Here is a 14,678-nt window from a genome sequence, read left to right as displayed (position 1 = left end):
TCGCGCAGGGCACGAACGGCCGCGATCACAATCCCTACGGCTTTACCGTCTGGATGGCCGGTGGCGGCGTCAAAGGCGGCCACGTTTACGGTTCCACTGACGAATTCGGCTACAACGCCACCGAGAACGTCTGCAGCGTCTATGACATGTGGGCCACCGTGCTGCATCTCATGGGCATCGACCACGAACAGCTCACCTATCGCTTCAGCGGACGCGATTTGCGCCTCACCGACGTGCATGGAAACGTGCTACGCGACATCATCGCCTGATGAATTCACTCGTTTCACGCCGCCAGATGCTCGCCAACGCCTCCACAGGCTTTGGGATGGCGGCGCTGGCGGGATTGATGCAGGCGGAGACGCACGTGGTGCATCGGGCGAAACGTTTCACACCGAAGGCGCGCAGCGTGATCTTTTGCTACATGAGCGGCGGCGTGTCGCACATCGACTCGTTCGATCCGAAGCCGCTGCTGGAAAAATACGCGGGCAAGCCAATGCCCGGCGAGGTGAAGAAGACGCAGTTCAACAACAACGGCACCGTCCAGCCCTCGCACTGGGCGTTTCATCGCCACGGTCAGTGCGGCATGCCAGTGAGCGAGCTGTTCCCCCACATGGCGACCATCGCGGATGAAATCTGCCAGATCCGCAGCATGACGGCGAAATTCAGCGAGCATGCGCAGGGCAATATCTTCATGCACTCGGGTTTCCCGTTTCTCGGCTATCCGAGCGCAGGCGCATGGACGAGCTACGGCCTCGGCACCGAATCGCGCGATCTGCCCGGCTACATCGTGCTGCAAAGCGGTGGCGCGGTGGCTCCACACGGCGGCGTAGGTTTGTTCAGCAACGGTTTCCTGCCCGCGCAGCATCAGGCCAGCATCGTGATCGCGGATGAAGCCGAGGCGGTGGCCAATATTCAGTCGCAGCAACCGCGCGACCGCCAGCGACGGCAGCTTGATTTCATCGGTTCGATGGACCGCCGATTCGCACGAGCCTCGCAGAACGACATCCACGTCGAAGCCGCGATCTCGAATTACGAACTGGCCTGGCGCATGCAGTCCGCCGTGCCGGAGCTTTGCGACATCTCAGGAGAGACCGAAGCGACCAAGAAACTCTACGGCATGGACGGCCCCGACTCGCCGCGCACGGCCTACGCCCGGCAATGCCTGCTCGCGCGTCGCCTCGTCGAGCGCGGTGTGCGCTTTGTCGAACTGAGCTGTCTGCCGCAAACACTTGGCGGCGGCCAAGGACCGAATCCGTGGGACCAGCATGGCCAGATCAAAAAGGGCCACGCCAACATGGCGCATCAGGTCGATCAACCCATCGCCGCGCTCGTCAAAGACCTCAAATCACGCGGCCTGCTCGACAGCACGCTCGTCGTGTGGGCCGGTGAATTTGGCCGCACGCCCTTCGCGCAAGGCAGCGACGGACGCGATCACAATCCCTACGGGTTTACCATCTGGATGGCAGGCGGCGGTATCAAACCCGGCCACATCTACGGCGCCACGGACGACTTCGGCTATCACGCGATCGAGAACGTCAGCACGGTCTATGACATGTGGGCCACGGTGTTGCATCTGATGGGAATCGATCACGAACAGCTCACGTATCGCTTCAGCGGCCGCGATTTGAGGCTCACGGACGTGCATGGCAATGTGCTGCACGATGTGATCGCGTAGCCAATTAATGACAAAGGGCTGCCTCGCGGCAGCCCTTTGAAGTAAGTCGGTAACGATTGATCACGCTTCGAGCTTCCACGGGCCACGATACTCGCGGCTGAGGAGCTTCGAAGCGTCGGCATCGCCAATGATCTCTTCCTTGGCCGGATCCCACTTGATGGAACGGTTTGTGAGGAAGGAGATGAGGGCGAGATGGCCGGGGCTGGCGCTGCGGTGAGCGGTCTCGACCGGTGTGACCGTTGGCTGACGGCTCTTCACGCAGTCGAGGAAGTTCCGGTGATGGCCGGGGGTGGCGTAGAGGCGCGTCTTGATGATGTCGTCGCCGAGCTTCGGCGCCCTGGCGGCTTCGACGACCTTGTCGCCTTCGCGCTTCTTGATGATCTGTTTGAGCTCCGGATTGGAGCAGTCGTAGGTGCCGCCGCGATTCACATAGACCCAGCCGTCGGTGCCGATCCACTTGGTACCCATTTTGATGTCCTCGTGACCACCGGCGATGATCATGGTGATATCGCCTGCATATTTGGCTTCGGCGCGATACTTCGTGGCCGTATTCCAGATGTCCGCGCGTGGCGGCATGTCCACCTGAATGGGATTAACCTCATTCGGACCGCTGCTGTCCATGTCCATGCCCCAGTGAGCGATATCGCAATGATGGCCGATCCAGTCGAGAAGCTGGCCGCCGCCGATGTTGTAATCCCAGCGCCAGTTTTTGTGCACGCGGCACTCGATGTAGTCCTGCATCGTCGCCGGGCCGATCCACATCTCGTAATCAAGTTCCGGCGGTGGTGGCGTCACGCTGCGCTTGTCGCCGGTCTTGGCGAAATCGTTGTGTCCGCTCGGCAGGCCAACGTGCACCTCCTTGAGCTTTCCGATGAGACCGTTGCGGACGATCTCCGCGCCAATGCGGAAATTGTCTTCGCTGCGCTGCCAGGAACCGGTCTGCCAGATGCGCCCGTGCTTCTGCACGGACTTCACGATGGCCTGCTGCTCGGCGATGGTGCGGGCGAGCGGCTTCTCGCCATAGATGTCCTTGCCGTTCTTAGCGGCTTCGGTGGAAACCAGCGCATGCCAGTTGTCCGGCAGGGCGATCATGACAGTATCGATGTCCTTGCGCGCCATCACCTCGCGGTAGTCGTGGTAAGGTTTGCAGTCCTTGTTCTTGTAAGCGCCGTTGATGGTGTTCAGCGCGGCTTCGAGATGTTTTTTGTCGATGTCGCAGGCGGCGACGATCTGGCAGTCGGACTCTTGGAGGAATTTGCCTGTGTTGCTTGGCCCCATCATGCCCCACCCGAAAACGGCCATGGTGATCTTGTTCGAAGGCGCGTTCTGTCCCAGCACGCTGGCCGGAATGATGGTGGGGAAACCGATGGCGGCGGCCGTGCGGCCGATGAACTGACGACGGGACGAGACGGGGATGCGTTTCATGGCGGAGGTTGGTGGATGAATGCCGTTTTAAACGAAAGCCAGCCGACAAGTCCAGCCGCAAATCATTTCCCCTTCCAACTCGCCGACGAACGGCCTTCAACAGCTCGTCGGCACACGCTGGGCAAGCTTCACCGAGTGCGGGATGGCCCCGAGAACAAAGCCGAGGCAGTCGACGGCCCCCTGCGGCTTGCCGGGCAGCGCGATGACCAGACTGCGCTCCACCACAGCCGCGAGACAGCGGGACAGGACCGCATTGGGCGTGAGCTCCAGAGACTTCATGCGCATGAGCTCACCAAACCCCGGAATTTCGACCCGCATGATTCCACGGATGGCCTCAGGGGTGACATCACGCTCGGCAATGCCTGTTCCGCCAGTGGTAAGGACCAGTCCGCATCCCTGAGCTGAAAAGGAACGAACCGCCTCCTGAATGCGGCTCAAATCGTCCGGCACGATCGCTTCGGCCGCCACGGTCCAGCCATAGCCTTCTGCGGCTTGTTTCAAAGCCGGACCACCCAGATCGTCATAGACGCCCTGACTGGCACGGTCGGAGACGGTGATGATGCCTACTTGCATAAGTGCGGGATGATGGATGAACGGACAAACTCAAAAATCAGACGACTCAGGCCTTCGACTTCCAAATACGATGCTTCGGCGGATGCGGAAGACAACTCGTCCAACTCGGTTTCAGAAAAGCTGAAGGAACCCGGACTGCTGATTATTGCGCCTGAGGCTTGGCACCCACCTGCGTCTTGTCCTCGCTCTTGGCCGCCGTAGTGGGCTTGTGGTCGAGTTCGAGAAGGTCGCGCAGGATGTGGATGGTCTCCAACTTCACTGGTTCGACGCCATAGGGGAACTTGGATTCGTCGTTGCCGCTGTCGTCGTCCTTGGAGGCCGTGCGCATGCCGGAATTCATTTCCTTGGTGAAGGAGGATTCGGGCACCAACTCGGGCTTGTCCACATTGTCCAAGGTCAGATGATAGGTTTTGAAACCGTCATCCTTGATGCGCTCCGCCACCGCCTTGGTGCGTTTCTCACGTTCCTCGTTTTGTTTGTCCCGACGGGCTTCGGTGTCGAGGCGCTCCTTCTCGCGCTCCTGCAAATTGAGCGTGACGGTGTTGCGGTCGATTTTTTCCTTCAAGCGTTTTGACTCATCCACGATGTATTGAAACTCCGGGTTGGCGGCGATTCGGCTTTTCACGCGTGCATTGATCTCGTCGATGGGGAACGGGTCCTTGCGGAAGAGCGGGTATTTGCGAGGAGGAATCGTATCGTATGGCAACGGGTTCTCGGCGGAAGATTCGCCGATGTCCAGCACGTCACGAATGGAGGGCAGCGGGATGTCCGCCTCAACTCCTTTGAGCTGAGTGGATCCTCCGGCGATACGGTAGAATTTCTGAATGGTAACCTTGAGATCTCCGGCCCCCTTCTTGTCGCTGAAGAATGGCATGTAACGCTCGACGGGAAGGATCGTCTGCACGGTGCCTTTGCCGAAGCTGGATTTGTCACCGACGATCAGCGCACGGCGGTAGTCCTGGAGAGCGGCTGCCAGAATTTCGGAAGCCGAGGCGCTTGCCTTATTGGTCAACACGATCATAGGGCCGTCATAGACGGGCTTTTCGTTTTCACAGTCGCGCCAGGAAATGCTGCCGCGCCAGTCTTTGGCCTGCACCACAGGTCCCGCAGGAACAAAAAGGCCCGTGAGCTTGATCGCTTCGTCGAGGGATCCACCACCGTTGTCACGGAGGTCGAGCACAAGGCCGTCGATCTTTTCCTTCATCAGGCGGCGAAGCAGCCTCTCAACATCAACGCTGGTGCTGACGGTGCCGTTCTCCATGTCGGCATAAAAATTGGAAAGGTTGATCCAGCCGACTTTGAGCGTCTTGCCAAGATCAGGCGGAGTCACAAGAAGTTCGGCATTGGCCAGTTTCTCCTTTAGCGGAACTTCGTCACGGACGATGGCGATGATCTTGTTCCCTGAGGGGTCGTCAGCCGGAACAATCTTGATGCGCACGGTGGTGTCTTTTTCGCCACGGATCATGTCCACGATCTTCTGGAGCTTGAGGTACTTCACATCGACGAACTCCTCGTCGCCCTGAGCGACAGCGATAATACGGTCATTCAGCTTGAGTTCACCCTGCTTGTCGGCCGGACCACCAACAACGATGCCCTGAATTTCCGCGCCGTCGTCCTTCTGTCCAAGGAGGGCACCGATGCCAACGAGCTTGTGCTGCATGTGGATCTTGAAATTGTCGCTCTCGTCGGTGCTCATGTACTCGGTGTGCGGGTCATAGGCCGTGGCGAGGCTGGAGAGGAAGAAGTTCACAACGTCCTTGGAATCGTTTTCGTCAATGCTCTCAAGCAGGCGCTCGTAATCCTTGAGCACACGCTCCTTCGGAGTGAGATCCTTTTCGTCTTTTTTGATCTCCGTTTTAGCAGCGATCTTCTGGCCATCCGCAGAGGGAGCCTCGGGAACGACTTTGCCAGCCACCGCCGATTTTTCCTTGGGCTCGGTCTTTGCATCGGCACTGTCCGATTTTTTGGCAGCCGCTTTTTCCGCCTTCTTTTTCTCGTCACGTTCACGAACTTCGTCCGCGAGGCGTTCAGCAAGGAGATTGTCCTCAATGATGTCGAGCCAGAGCTTGTCTTGTTCGGCCTTGTCTTTCGGCCATGGCGCCTTGTCGCGCTTGATCTGGATGGTGCGATTCGAATCAAAGGTGAACTTGTTGTTTTCAAGCGCCTTCTTGAGGAAGTCCACGCGTTCCTTCACCCGCTCCTTGTAGATGTCATAGATCTCAATGGCTGGGCTGATGTTCCGCATCAGCACATGGTCATCTAGTGTGGTCTGATACTTGTCTTTGAAACCCGCAACATCCTGCTCGGTGAAGAAGATGTGCTTGAAGTCGAGCATGTTCAGATAGTTGTGCAGCATCTCGCCGGACACCTTGTCGTCGAAGTCCTGCTTCGAGTAGTGGTGATTTTGCAGCATGTAGGCCACATGCATGGCCACCTGTCCGAAATTGGTCTCAGCTTTGGCCGAGGGAATGAGAAGTGCGAGGGCGGCAGCCGCAGTCGCGACGGGGGTGGGTAGATAGCGAGTCATGGGGGGAACGTCCGAATCTATAACGAACCTCGCGGCGCGTTTTGCGTTCAGATTTTGCCTTTTCTGGGTTGAAATGTCCAACGCTTTCCCGTCTTTCGCCTTCCCCATGCCTGAAATCCTTGCTTACACCGGCGGCATCGCCGCCACCAACGGCTACCTCCTTTCCCTGCCCGGCGGCACCGTGCTGGTGGACGCGCCCGACGGCGTTGCTGCCTGGCTCAAGAAGCAAAACCTGAAGGTGGACGCCCTGTTTCTCACGCACCAGCACTTCGACCACGTTCTGGACGCCGCAGCGGTCAAAGCGGACCATGGTTGCCGGGTTTTTGCCTTTGTCGCCTTTTCGCACGACCTTACTTTGGAGCGTCTTTACGGAGCGGTGACGGGCAGCCCTTTCTCTGTTCCCGATTTCGAGGTCGACGAAATTCTCGAAGGGAAAGACACTCTAGAGGCTGTTGGGGAGACATGGAAACTTTACCACGTGCCTGGCCACTCGCCGGACAGCCTGTGCTTTCATCTCGAAGCCCAGAACCTGCTGTTCGACGGCGATGTCCTATTTCTGGACGGGGTAGGGCGCACCGACTTTCCCGGCGGTTCCACCCAGCAGCTCCTCACCGGCATCGAAGAAAAACTCTTCCTGCTTCCCGACATGACCCGCGTCTTCCCCGGTCACGGCGACGACACCAAAATTGGCCGCGAGCGGATGGAAAACCCGTTTCTCACCTGAGATTCGTCATTTTCAACATGACTCGTTCTCTCCATGACCTGACCTTCGACCAGCTCCGCGAGCTGCTGGTCAGTGAAGGGCTGCGTCCGGCGCATGCGGGCACACTTTGGAACACGCTCCAGTTCCGTGCGATGGCCGATCCCCTCGTCCGCGAAGATCTCGCGCCTCCGTTGCGCAAATGGCTCACTCGAGTGCTCCACGAAGGCTCCTGGATGCTCGACGTGCCACCCGTCTCGTCCGACACTCCGAGCAGCGATGGCCTGACACACAAATTCCTCCTCCGCATGGCCGACGCGCAGGAAATCGAAACTGTCATCATGGGCTACACCGGCCGCCACACCGCCTGTGTCAGCACCCAGGCCGGTTGCGCGATGGGATGCGTCTTCTGCGCCACGGGACAGATGGGGTTTGTCCGGCATCTACGACCAGGTGAAATCGTCGCCCAAGTGCTGCATGCTCAGCGCATCCTGCGGACCAAGGGGGAAAAGGGCCTGCGCAATCTCGTTTTCATGGGCATGGGCGAGCCCCTGCACAACTACGACGCGGTGATGACCGCGCTCGACATCATTTGCGACACCCGCGGCCTGAACATTGGTCCCAGCAAGATCAGCGTCTCCACCGTCGGCGTCGTGCCCGGCATCCTGCGCATGGCGGAGGAAAACCGGCCCTACAACCTCGCCGTCAGCCTTCACGCCGCCACCGAGGAGGAACGAGCCAAGCTCATCCCCGCCAACCAGCGCTGGCCGCTTGCCGACCTCATCGCCGCCTGCCGCAGCTACAATGCCCGGACCGGCCGCCGCATCTTCTTCGCGTGGACACTCATTCACGGCGTCAACGACACGCCCGAACATGCGAAACGCATCGCTGAGCTCCTTCACGGTCTTGATGCGCATGTGAACCTCATCCCGCTGAACCGCACCGAAGGCTACACCGGCACCGAAAGCGACGACGCCTCCGCCGACACCTTTCATCGCATCCTCCAGGACGCCGGATTCCCCTGCACCATCCGCCAGCGACGCGGTATCGACGTCGCCGCCGGCTGCGGCCAGCTCAAAGCCGCGAAGCAATCACGGCGGAAAGCCGCGTGAGCACGTCAAGGAGCGGGACTTGCCAAGTCCCGTCATCCGCACCCGGCACTTGGCAAGTGCCTCTCCTTGATGAAGTCCCCATGAATTCATCTTCACAATCGCATCACTCACTTGCCGCCGTGGCATCTGTCCGACTATCTTAGCAGCCTCATGTCCTTCCGCGTTCTGCTGCTCAATCTCCTCGCCTGCCTGGGGTGCCTCGTGGTGCTTAAGGCGCGCTTCGTTCTCGCCGGACATCACTACTACGCCTTCCTCCTTTGGAACCTGTTTCTTGCGGCCATTCCCCTCGGCCTCAGCCTCGGTTTGAGCCGGATCACACGACTCAGCCTCGCACTGCCATTGCTCGCCGTCTGGCTGTTGTTCTTCCCGAACGCGCCCTACGTCCTCACCGACCTCATGCATCTCAATGAGCACAACGGCAACGTGCCCAAGTGGCTGGATCTGCTCATGCTGCTCTCCTTCGGCCTCGTTTCGCTCGGGTTCGGCTTTCAATCGCTGCAAATCGTACAGCACTGGTTTGCTCAACGCTTTTCGCGGCTCGTCGGCTGGTGTGTCGTGCTCGGCACGCTCGCGCTCAGCGGCTTCGGCGTTTACCTCGGCAGGTTCCTGCGTTGGAACAGCTGGGACATCCTGCAGCGACCACAGCGGCTGTTTCAAGACATCATCTCCCGGCTCGTCGATCCGTTTCAACATTCCCACACCTGGAGTTTCACCCTCGGTTTCAGCACGCTGCTCGTCTTCACCTACCTGTTCTGGATTTCGGCCGCGACGCCGCGGCCCGTCCCGAGTAAGATCGACTAGCCGTGTCCCACTACGATCCCAGCCACGATCACCTGCTGCTCTTCGACGGCGTCTGCCATCTTTGCGATGCCAGCGTGCGCTTCATCATGCGTCGTGATCCGACCGCGAAAATCAAATTCGCGCCGATTCAAAGCCCGCTGGGCCGCGAACTCTACACCCAGCACGGTCTCGATCCCGAATCGCCGAACGCCATGCTCTTCATCACACCTCACGGAGCCTTCCAGGCCAGCGACGCCGCTCTCGAAATCGCACGCACGCTCGGTGGTGCATGGAAGCTCGCCCTCATGTTCAAACCGCTGCCGCGTGCGATGCGCGACGCCGCCTACTACTTCATCGCTCGCAACCGCTACCGCTGGTTCGGCAAGGACGAGGCCTGCATGATGCCGACGCCGGAACTGAAGGCACGGGTGGTGACAGAGTGAATTCCCTCTCGCGCACCCCAAACCCCGCGTGCTAAGCTCTCGAATGCAGCAGGAATCCCCTTCCCCGACCAGCACTCGCGAACGACTTGGTTTCGTGCGCGTGGCGTCGGTGTCGCCAGAACTGGTGTTGGGAGATGTTTCGAAGAACGTCGCGATCCTTGCCAAAGAAGCACGATCGCTGGCGCATCGCGGCTGCAGACTTGTCGTTTTCCCGGAACTGAGCCTCACAGGTTATTCCTGCGCCGATTTGTTTCATACCGAGGCGCTGCGGGCCGCGGCAGTGCGTGGTTTGAGCGAACTGGCGCAGGCGACGCATGATCTGCCAACCGTTTTGATCGTTGGATTGCCGCTGCTCGTCCAAGACCGGCTTTACAACGTCGCTGCGGTGCTGGCAAAGGGCCGCGTGCTCGGCTTGGTGCCGAAAACGTTTCTGCCGAACTCGTCCGAGTTTTACGAACGCCGCTGGTTCTCGCCTGCACACACGCTGAATGCCAGCACGGTGTGTTTGAATGGTGCAGATGTGCCCGTCGGCGCCGAATTGCTGTTTGAAGCGCTGGATGTGCCGGGCATCGTGCTCGGCGTCGAAATTTGTGAGGACTTGTGGACGGTGATCCCGCCGTCGAGCCATCTCGCGCTCGCCGGAGCCACGCTGCTGGCGAATCCATCGGCCAGCACGGAAGTTCTGGGCAAAGCACCGTATCGTCGGCACCTCGTCGCGCAGCAATCGGCGCGCTGCCTTGCTGCTTACGTCTATGCTGGCGCGGGTGCGGGTGAATCGAGCACCGATGTAGTCTATTCGGGCCACTGCCTCGTGGCTGAAAACGGCATTCTTCTCGGCGAGAGTGAACGCTTCGCATTCGAAACGCGGTCAGCGGTCAAAGATGTCGACGTCCAGCATCTCGCGCATGATCGTTTGAAGAGCGCGTCGTTCCGCGATGAGGCGGGCAGCATCGGCTTTCGTCGAATCGTCTTCGATCTCGGCTCTGCGCTCGGCAACGATGACAAACTGCTGCGCACGATCACGCCGCATCCATTTGTACCGTCCGCCAAAGTGGATCGCGCAGCGGTGTGCGAGGAAATTTTCGCGATTCAAGCGACCGGACTGGCCCGCAGGCTCAAACAAGCGCGCGCCAAGACCGCGGTGCTCGGATTGTCCGGCGGGCTCGATTCAACTTTGGCGCTGTTGGTCATGATGGAAGCGATCAAACGCGCCGGCATGCCGCAGAGCGCTGCTCTGACGATCACGATGCCCGGATTCGGCACCACGACGCGAACCAAGGGCAACGCCGAGAAACTCGCCGAGGCGTTAAACATCGAACTGCGCACGATTTCGATCAACGAGGCAGTGCATCAGCACTTCGCCGACATCGGACACTCGGAGACCCAGCAAGACGCGACCTACGAAAACTCGCAAGCACGTGAGCGAACTCAGATCCTCATGGACATCGCCAACAAGACCGGCGGCATCGTCGTCGGCACCGGCGATCTGTCCGAGGCGGCGCTGGGCTGGTGCACCTTCAATGGCGACCACATGTCGATGTATCACGTGAACTCCGGCGTGCCGAAGACGCTCGTGCGTTATCTCATCGAGTGGTGCGCGGAAGGCCCGTTTGCAGACAAAGCAGGCGCGATCCTACGCGACATCGCCGACACACCGATCACGCCGGAACTTCTGCCGCTCGCGGCGGATGCATCGCTGCGGCAGAAGACCGAGGACACGATCGGGCCGTATGAGTTGCATGACTTTTTCCTGTTCCACTTCGTGCGTCACGGCAGCGGTGCGGAGAAGATTCGCTGGCTGGCCGCACAGGCCTTTGTGGGCAAATACGACGATGAAACCATCGCCAAGTGGCTCGCGTTGTTCTTCAAACGCTTCGCGCAAAACCAGTTCAAGCGCTCCAGCGTTCCCGACGGCCCCAAAGTCGGATCCGTGGCGCTCTCGCCACGTGGCGACTGGCGCATGCCCAGCGACTACGCCGGCGATTTGAACTCCTGATTCCTCCCATGCTTCGATTCCTTGCCCTGAGTCTGCTTTTCTCTCTCTGCGCCTGCTCGCGCAGCAACAAGCTCATCATCGGCACGGATGCGACCTATCCGCCGTTTGAATTCGTCGATGAGCATGGCCAGATCAGCGGCGTGGATGTCGAAGTCGGGCGAGAAATCGGCAAGGCTCTCGGACGTGAGGTGGAGTTTCGAAACATCAACTTCGACGGGCTCATCACCGCGCTGCGAACGGGATCCATCGATCTCGTGATCTCTGCCATGACCGCCACGCCGGAGCGACGCAAGTCGATCGACTTCTCCGAGCCGTATGTGAAGACCGGCCTTTCGATCCTGGCCGCAAAAGGTTCCACCGTTCAAAGCGCTGCTGACTTGAAGACGCCCGGACGCAAGATTGTCGTCCGCCTCGGCACCACGGGCGAAAGCTGGGCGCGCGAAAACCTCAAAGAGGCCAAGATCACCGCCCTCGACGCCGATGTCTCCTGTGTGATGGAAGTCGTGAACGGAAATGTCGACGCATGGATCTACGACCAGCTCTCAATCATGAACTACCAGCTCAAGCACGAGGAAAAGACCCGTGCACTGCTCGCCCCGCTGCGCGAAGAGGTCTGGGCCGTCGGTTTGAAACAGGGCGACGACGAACTCAAAGCGAAGGTCAACGAAGTCCTCGCCCGCATGCGCGCCGACGGCAGTTTTGCCAAACTCGCCGAACGCTACATGGCGAAGGAGAAGGAGATGATGTCGGCGCAGAACCTGCCGTTTGTGTTTGAGCTGAAGTGAGCTCGATCAACCAGGCTGGCAGGCTGTTTCAATTCGCCAACACGAAATCATCCGGCTTGAGGCCCGCCTTGTTGCCTTTGAAACCGTACATCGTGGGATTGTAGTCGCCGACGATCGACACATCGGCCTTCTCCGGCACCGCGAGACCAAGGCCCCAGAAGACGCCGTTCACGACCATACGGCGAAGCCCTTCGTTCGCGAGGTCGGTGGCGGCGCCCATGGTCGTGGCGAGGATTTTGTTTTCCGTTCCCGCATCGTTTTTCACCACGCGGACCCAAGCAACGGGCATCATGGGTGTGTTCACATCCTGCTCGACCTTGGCGGCGGTCGCTTTCGTGTAGCTCGCAGGAGGAGTGTCCGCGGTCATACCTTGAAGAATCTGACCGCGCACCAGAACAACCGCATCGGCAGGAGGCGCGGCTTCATAGACATCGGTGTTGGCGAAGAGATCGCTCACACCATGCAGAACGGGGTGGTTTGCATTCGCAGCTTCAATGATGCCCTTGGTGGCCTCAACCTTGTGTTTACCCCAATGGCTGACCCAGGTTTCTCCCAAGAATTTGCGCCCCCAGCCGCCATTGTTGTTGAAGTTCCAGGCCGCGTACGGGCTGTCCTTCGGATACCCGTTGAAGGCATGCGTGCTGGTGCGCAATGCGATGATCGGCACTCCGCGGTTGATGGCGGCTTCGAATCGCTTGCTCGTCGCATCATCCCAATGACGGAAGCGCAGGAGCATGACGATGGCGTCCGCCGAATCGAGCGCCTCGGGATGGCTCAAACTGCCGCCAGCCGTGGGATCAATGGTGCCATCAGCTCCGAGGCTGAAGAGCACGGTGCATTTGAAACCATGACGCTGGCTAAGAATCTTGCCCAACATCGGCATGCCTTCCTCGCTGCGATATTCCTCGTCTCCAGAGAGCAGCACGATGTGCTTGCCTTTGGCTTCACCCGCCGGCTCATAGACGACATGATCGGAGGCGTGCAGCGAGAAGGCTGTGATGCAGGTGGCAAGGAATGAAAGGACAAATGGCTTCATGATGGTTGGCAGGTCTCGATTGGAGGATGAGACATACGGGAAATTACGCCAAGCATTTCCTTTCAGCGGCAACCGGCGTAAAGATGCCATCCTTTCACCGCCATGATTCCCAAATTCCCGCTCATCCTCACACTGATTCTCGGTGGCATCACCACATGGCTTTGGACGACGAACCACACTTTGCGCGCTGCGTCGGTGATTATTCTGCTGCCGCTGTGGCTGCTGCTCACGGGGCTGTGGTGGGCTTTGCATAAGAGAGGAGCACGCCTCAAACGGCTCTTTCTCGTGATTGCCGGGATCGTCGGCTTTTTCAGTCTGTTCCGCTACGATGGGTCGGCGGACGGTTCGGCGTTGCCGAGCCTGGCCTGGCGCTGGCAGAAAAAAGAGTCGCTGCCTGAGCTTCACAGCATCGCAGGAAAAACCACGACCGAGACCAAGGTCCCCGAGGGAGTCGCGGAAATGCCACGCTTTCTGGGCGACCGCGGCGATGGCCTGCTGAAAGAGCCAAACTGGCAGACGGATTGGAAGGCGCATCCGCCGCGCGAGGTGTGGCGCATTGAAATCGGCGATGGCTGGTCGGGTTTTGCCGTGGTCGGAAATCGCGCCCTGACGCAGGAACAGCGAGGCAAGGAAGAGTGCGTGACATGCTACGAGATTGCCACAGGTAAACTGCTGTGGTCCCATGCCGATGAAGTGCGGTTTGACGAACCTATGGGCGGCATCGGCCCGCGGGCGACACCGACGGTGGATGTGGCGAACGGAACGGTCTTCACCGTGGGAGCAATGGACCTTCTCAATTGCCTGGATCTCACCACCGGCGCGGTGAAGTGGAGCCGGAAAACACTCAAGGACTCCAATGCTTCGACCAACCTGCAATGGGGTAAAAGTTCGTCGCCGTTGCTCATCAACAGCGATCTGGTGATCTGCAGCGGAGGCGTGGGAGGAACCTCCCTCACAGCCTATCGCAAAGAAAGCGGGGAGATCGTCTGGCAGGCAGGCAAAGACGGCGGCAGCTACTGTTCGCCCGTGGCACTGAAGCTGGCAGGACGCGAGCAAATCGTGAACGTGAACAACGCTTCGGTCACCGGACATGATCCCGGCACCGGAACTGTTTTGTGGAGCTTTGACTGGCCGGGGCAGTTCCCCAAAGTGGCCCAGCCAGTGCAGACTGCCCCCGATCGCCTGCTGGTGACGTCCAGCTACGGCGTGAAATCCCATCTGCTGGAGATCAAGGCCGGTGCAGATGGCAAACTCGCCGTAGCATCACTTTGGGGCAGCAGCGCACCGCGCACGAAGTTTAGCAGCGCAAGCGTCTTTGACACACACGCCTACGCAGTGGACGAAGGCACATTTTGCTGCGTGGACCTGGCCACCGGTGAACGTGTCTGGCGCGAAGGCCGCTATGGTTTCGGCCAGCAGATCCGCGTGGGTGACCAGTGGATGCTCATGCAGGCGGAAAAAGGCTTCGTAGCGCTGGTCAAAGCCAATCCCGAGAAGCTTGAGGAAGTGGCGCGGCTTGAAGCCCTGAGTTCCAAAACTTGGAATCCGCCGACGCTCGCGGGACGCTGGCTGCTCCTGCGCAATGACCATGAAGCAGTGTGCTTCGAAATCCCAGCGCGGTAAAAC

General features: G+C 59.6%; 13 protein-coding genes. 9 read left to right on the top strand and 4 right to left on the bottom strand.

The window, feature by feature from the left end:
• Positions 1-269: DUF1501 domain-containing protein (locus KDL09_RS09150; RefSeq protein WP_294384108.1), on the top strand; the 269-nt coding region annotated here is incomplete at its 5' end.
• Positions 269-1,675, top strand: coding sequence for a DUF1501 domain-containing protein (locus KDL09_RS09145; protein ID WP_294384107.1), 1,407 nt, complete (start codon positions 269-271; stop codon positions 1,673-1,675). The genes KDL09_RS09150 and KDL09_RS09145, both read left to right, overlap by 1 nt.
• A 60-nt stretch (positions 1,676-1,735) precedes the next feature.
• On the opposite strand, the gene KDL09_RS09140 is transcribed toward KDL09_RS09145, so the two are convergent.
• From KDL09_RS09140 to KDL09_RS09130, 3 genes are all read right to left on the bottom strand, one after another.
• Complete coding sequence (locus KDL09_RS09140) at positions 1,736-3,100, bottom strand: Gfo/Idh/MocA family oxidoreductase (protein WP_294384106.1); 1,365 nt, start codon at positions 3,098-3,100, stop codon at positions 1,736-1,738.
• 96 nt (positions 3,101-3,196) lie between these two features.
• A complete protein-coding gene (locus KDL09_RS09135) occupies positions 3,197-3,673 on the bottom strand; it encodes a MogA/MoaB family molybdenum cofactor biosynthesis protein (protein ID WP_294384105.1) in 477 nt (158 codons plus the stop codon).
• Positions 3,674-3,815: 142 nt separating this feature from the next.
• On the bottom strand, positions 3,816-6,200 hold the full coding sequence (locus KDL09_RS09130) for a carboxy terminal-processing peptidase (RefSeq protein ID WP_294384104.1): 2,385 nt from the start codon (positions 6,198-6,200) through the stop codon (positions 3,816-3,818).
• Positions 6,201-6,306: 106 nt separating this feature from the next.
• Here KDL09_RS09130 and KDL09_RS09125 point away from each other — a divergent pair, with 106 nt between their 5' ends.
• The 6 genes from KDL09_RS09125 (at position 6,307) to KDL09_RS09100 (ending at position 12,016) form a co-directional block, all read left to right on the top strand.
• A complete protein-coding gene (locus KDL09_RS09125) occupies positions 6,307-6,924 on the top strand; it encodes an MBL fold metallo-hydrolase (RefSeq protein WP_294384103.1) in 618 nt (205 codons plus the stop codon).
• A 17-nt stretch (positions 6,925-6,941) separates the two neighbouring features.
• Entirely contained in the window at positions 6,942-8,012 is a 1,071-nt protein-coding gene (gene rlmN / locus KDL09_RS09120; protein ID WP_294384102.1) for a 23S rRNA (adenine(2503)-C(2))-methyltransferase RlmN, read from the top strand.
• Positions 8,013-8,162: 150 nt separating this feature from the next.
• Positions 8,163-8,813: a DUF1361 domain-containing protein gene (locus tag KDL09_RS09115; protein WP_294384101.1), complete on the top strand. Its 651-nt coding sequence runs from the start codon at positions 8,163-8,165 to the stop codon at positions 8,811-8,813.
• 2 nt (positions 8,814-8,815) lie between these two features.
• Positions 8,816-9,235 (top strand): thiol-disulfide oxidoreductase DCC family protein, encoded by a 420-nt coding sequence (locus tag KDL09_RS09110; protein WP_294384100.1) that lies wholly within the window; start codon positions 8,816-8,818, stop codon positions 9,233-9,235.
• A gap of 43 nt (positions 9,236-9,278) precedes the next feature.
• Positions 9,279-11,231 carry an NAD(+) synthase gene (locus tag KDL09_RS09105; RefSeq protein ID WP_294384099.1) on the top strand — a complete coding sequence of 651 codons (1,953 nt, stop codon included), beginning with the start codon at positions 9,279-9,281 and terminating at the stop codon, positions 11,229-11,231.
• Positions 11,232-11,239: 8 nt separating this feature from the next.
• A complete protein-coding gene (locus KDL09_RS09100; RefSeq protein WP_294384098.1) occupies positions 11,240-12,016 on the top strand; it encodes a transporter substrate-binding domain-containing protein in 777 nt (258 codons plus the stop codon).
• Between the two features lie 28 nt (positions 12,017-12,044).
• On the opposite strand, the gene KDL09_RS09095 is transcribed toward KDL09_RS09100, so the two are convergent.
• Positions 12,045-13,052, bottom strand: a complete 1,008-nt coding sequence (locus KDL09_RS09095; RefSeq protein ID WP_294384097.1) for a ThuA domain-containing protein — start codon at positions 13,050-13,052, stop codon at positions 12,045-12,047.
• Positions 13,053-13,154: 102 nt separating this feature from the next.
• On the opposite strand from KDL09_RS09095, the gene KDL09_RS09090 reads away from it, so the two are divergent.
• Positions 13,155-14,675 carry a PQQ-binding-like beta-propeller repeat protein gene (locus KDL09_RS09090; protein WP_294384096.1) on the top strand — a complete coding sequence of 507 codons (1,521 nt, stop codon included), beginning with the start codon at positions 13,155-13,157 and terminating at the stop codon, positions 14,673-14,675.
• The last annotated feature ends 3 nt before the right edge of the window (positions 14,676-14,678 follow it).

Source organism: Prosthecobacter sp. (genome assembly GCF_020439865.1).
In the GTDB taxonomy this organism is placed as follows: Bacteria; Verrucomicrobiota; Verrucomicrobiia; order Verrucomicrobiales; family Verrucomicrobiaceae; genus Prosthecobacter.
Note: the sequence above shows the minus strand (reverse complement) of the source record. Positions and strands in the feature narration are given on the sequence as shown.

What these genes read in the sequence shown, in the direction of transcription:
- KDL09_RS09095 (WP_294384097.1), bottom strand. Translation starts at nt 13,052, where the DNA reads ATGAAGCCATTTGTCCTTTCATTCCTTGCCACCTGCATCACAGCCTTC.
- KDL09_RS09115 (WP_294384101.1), top strand. Translation starts at nt 8,163, where the DNA reads ATGTCCTTCCGCGTTCTGCTGCTCAATCTCCTCGCCTGCCTGGGGTGC.
- KDL09_RS09140 (WP_294384106.1), bottom strand. Translation starts at nt 3,100, where the DNA reads ATGAAACGCATCCCCGTCTCGTCCCGTCGTCAGTTCATCGGCCGCACG.
- KDL09_RS09105 (WP_294384099.1), top strand. Translation starts at nt 9,279, where the DNA reads ATGCAGCAGGAATCCCCTTCCCCGACCAGCACTCGCGAACGACTTGGT.
- KDL09_RS09100 (WP_294384098.1), top strand. Translation starts at nt 11,240, where the DNA reads ATGCTTCGATTCCTTGCCCTGAGTCTGCTTTTCTCTCTCTGCGCCTGC.
- KDL09_RS09130 (WP_294384104.1), bottom strand. Translation starts at nt 6,200, where the DNA reads ATGACTCGCTATCTACCCACCCCCGTCGCGACTGCGGCTGCCGCCCTC.
- KDL09_RS09145 (WP_294384107.1), top strand. Translation starts at nt 269, where the DNA reads ATGAATTCACTCGTTTCACGCCGCCAGATGCTCGCCAACGCCTCCACA.
- KDL09_RS09125 (WP_294384103.1), top strand. Translation starts at nt 6,307, where the DNA reads ATGCCTGAAATCCTTGCTTACACCGGCGGCATCGCCGCCACCAACGGC.
- rlmN (WP_294384102.1), top strand. Translation starts at nt 6,942, where the DNA reads ATGACTCGTTCTCTCCATGACCTGACCTTCGACCAGCTCCGCGAGCTG.
- KDL09_RS09090 (WP_294384096.1), top strand. Translation starts at nt 13,155, where the DNA reads ATGATTCCCAAATTCCCGCTCATCCTCACACTGATTCTCGGTGGCATC.
- KDL09_RS09135 (WP_294384105.1), bottom strand. Translation starts at nt 3,673, where the DNA reads ATGCAAGTAGGCATCATCACCGTCTCCGACCGTGCCAGTCAGGGCGTC.